This window comes from Methylobacterium sp. BTF04 (genome assembly GCF_010692745.1).
Lineage (GTDB): Bacteria > Pseudomonadota > Alphaproteobacteria > Rhizobiales > Beijerinckiaceae > Methylobacterium.
This window is the reverse complement of record NZ_JAAHTB010000134.1, coordinates 1-2,756: the sequence shown is the minus strand read 5'-3', so window position 1 is coordinate 2,756 and position 2,756 is coordinate 1. Positions and strand designations below refer to the sequence as shown.

At 65.4% G+C, this 2,756-nt stretch carries 2 protein-coding genes; both read left to right on the top strand.

Translation table 11 applies throughout. The features are described from left to right. Positions 1 to 148 precede the first annotated feature (148 nt). Positions 149 to 1,753: an oleate hydratase gene (locus tag G3T14_RS23670; protein ID WP_163644935.1), complete on the top strand. Its 1,605-nt coding sequence runs from the start codon at positions 149 to 151 to the stop codon at positions 1,751 to 1,753. 5 nt (positions 1,754 to 1,758) lie between these two features. Next, on the top strand, positions 1,759 to 2,756 hold a 998-nt coding region (locus G3T14_RS23665; protein ID WP_204263042.1), incomplete at its 3' end, for a cytochrome b/b6 domain-containing protein.

Here is a 2,756-nt window from a genome sequence, read left to right as displayed (position 1 = left end):
CCGATGTCGAGCACCCGGCTCCGATCCATCGCCGAACGTCTATGCGCCCCATCCCGAGGGGCGGCTTTGTCATGGATCAAAGACGCTCCGAGCCCTTCGAATAGTCTCGGCCTGCACTTCGAAGACACGCCCAAAGGCAAGACACCGCATGGCCCATGCCGCCCCCATCACCCGCCCCGACCGGAAAGCCTACCTCGTCGGCGGCGGCATCGCCTCGCTCGCGGCGGCGGCGTTCCTGATCCGCGACGGTAACGTTCCTGGATGCAACATCACCGTGATCGAGGAGAGCGGCGTCCTGGGCGGAAGCCTCGACGGATCGGGTAATTCGACGGACGGCTACGTCCTGCGCGGCGGGCGCATGCTGGAGAGCAAATACCTCTGCACCTTCGACCTGTTCGCCTCGATCCCGACGCTCGACGGCAGCCAGACCGTGACCCAGGAGACCTTCGCCTGGAACGAGACGATGAAGACCTCGTCGAAGGCGCGCCTCGTCAGCAACGGCGAGCGCGAGACGGCGCCTCGTTTCGGTCTCAGCGAAGGCGACATCCTGACCATCGAGCGGCTCGCCCTCGTGCCGGAATCGATGCTCGGCAAGACCACCATCGCCGACCAGTTCGATCCGTCGTTCTTTGAGACGAACTTCTGGTTCATGTGGTGCACGACCTTCGCCTTCCAGCCCTGGCACGGCGCCGTCGAGTTCAAGCGCTACCTCGTGCGGTTCGCCCACATGGTCTCGGGCTTCAACTGCCTGCACGGCATCATGCGCACCGTCTACAACCAGTACGACTCGATGGTGCTCCCGCTGCGCAAGTGGCTCGACGAGCGCGGCGTCGTCTTCGCATTCAACACGCGGGTCACCGACCTGGATTTCTCGGGACCGGAAGGCGCGAGAAGCGTTTCGCGGATCGTCACCGAACACATGGGATACGAAGCCGAAATATCGGTCCACGATGGCGACTACGTCCTCGTCACGCTGGGGTCCATGACCGAGGGCTCGGACCTCGGCGGCATGGATCGTGCGCCTTTACTCAAAGGTAAGTCGGCTGGGGGCGCTTGGACGCTGTGGGAGCGACTGGCCAGAGATCGCCCCGCGTTCGGGCGCCCCGAGGTCTTCGCCGACCATATCGACCAATCGAAGTGGCTTTCCTTCACCACGACCCTGCACGATCCGACGTTCCTGCGGCTGGTACGGGACTTCACCGGTAACGTGCCCGGCGAGGGCGGCCTCATCACCTTCCCGCGCTCGAACTGGCTCGCCTCCATCGTCATCCCGTTCCAGCCGCACTTCATCGGCCAGCCAGAGGACGTCTGCGTGTTCTGGGGCTACGGCCTCGCGGTCGACGAGCCGGGCAACTTCGTCAAGAAGCCGATGTCGGCCTGCAGCGGCCACGAGATCATGACCGAGATCCTCGGGCACCTGCGCATCGAGGCGGAGGTGGCCGGCATCATGGACAAGGCCATCTGCATCCCGTGCATGATGCCCTTCATCACCAGCCAGTTCCTGCCGCGCGAGCCCGGCGACCGGCCGCAGGTCATCCCGAAGGGCACGACGAACCTTGGCTTCATGGGCCAGTTCTGCGAGCTGCCCGACGACGTGGTGTTCACGGTCGAATACTCGATCCGCTCCGCCCAGGCCGCGGTCTACGGCCTGCTCGGCCTCGAACGCGAGCCGCCCGCCGTCTACCAGGGCAAGTTCGATCCCCGCGTCCTGTTCAAGGCGTACCGGGCCCTTCACGACCTGCAGGTCGCGTGAGGGCCATGAACATCCGTGCAAGCACCGCCGCACACGACCCCATCGCCGCGCATCTCACGCTGGCCGATGACCGCGTCCTCCTGAGCAAGTGGTTGCCACCCCAGGCCGGGGTGATGCCCAAGGTCCGGATCGGCCAACGCTGGATCAGCGTGCTGTGGGTGCTTCCCATCGCCTTCCTGGTCCTCGTGCTTGGGGTCGCGGTCGCCCAAGGCCTGCGGCACCTGCCCGAGGTGCAATCGTTCCTCGTGCGCTACCCTGGCATTCCCACCGACGCCCGTTCGGTCGACAGCGGCTTCCCGGCCTGGCTCCGGCTGACCCACTTCCTGAACCTGTTCTTCATGGCCTTCATCGTCCGGTCGGGGCTCCAGATCCTCGCCGACCACCCGCGGCTCTACTGGAAGCGGGACTGCACGCCAGGAACCGAGTGGTTCCGTTTCCAGAAGGACGTGCCCACCGACCGGCTCTGGACGGCCAAGGACGACTCCGTGACATTGCCGTCCTGGCTCGGCATCCCCGGCATCCGCCACTCCGTCGGCTTGGCCCGCTGGTGGCATTTCTCGGTCAACATGCTGTGGACCCTGAACGGCGTCGCTTTCTACGCGCTGCTGTTCTCGACCGATCAGTGGCAGCGCCTGGTGCCGACAACCTGGGAAGTCTTCCCGAACGCGGCCTCGACCGCGCTCCAGTACCTCTCCCTCACCTTTCCGGCCGACCATGCCTGGACGCGCTACAACAGCCTGCAGCAGCTCACCTACTTCGCGACGGTGTTCATCGCCGCGCCGACGTCGATCCTGACCGGTCTGATGCAGAGCCCGGCGATCTCGAACCACCTCGGCTGGTTCGGGCGCGTCCTCAACCGCCAACGGGCACGCTCGATCCACTTCCTCGCGCTTTGGTGGTTCCTGATCTACATCCTCGCCCACGTGACCCTGGTGTTCATCACCGGTGCGCGGGTGAACCTCAACATGATGTGGGCTGGGGTCGACGACGCCTCCTGGTCCGG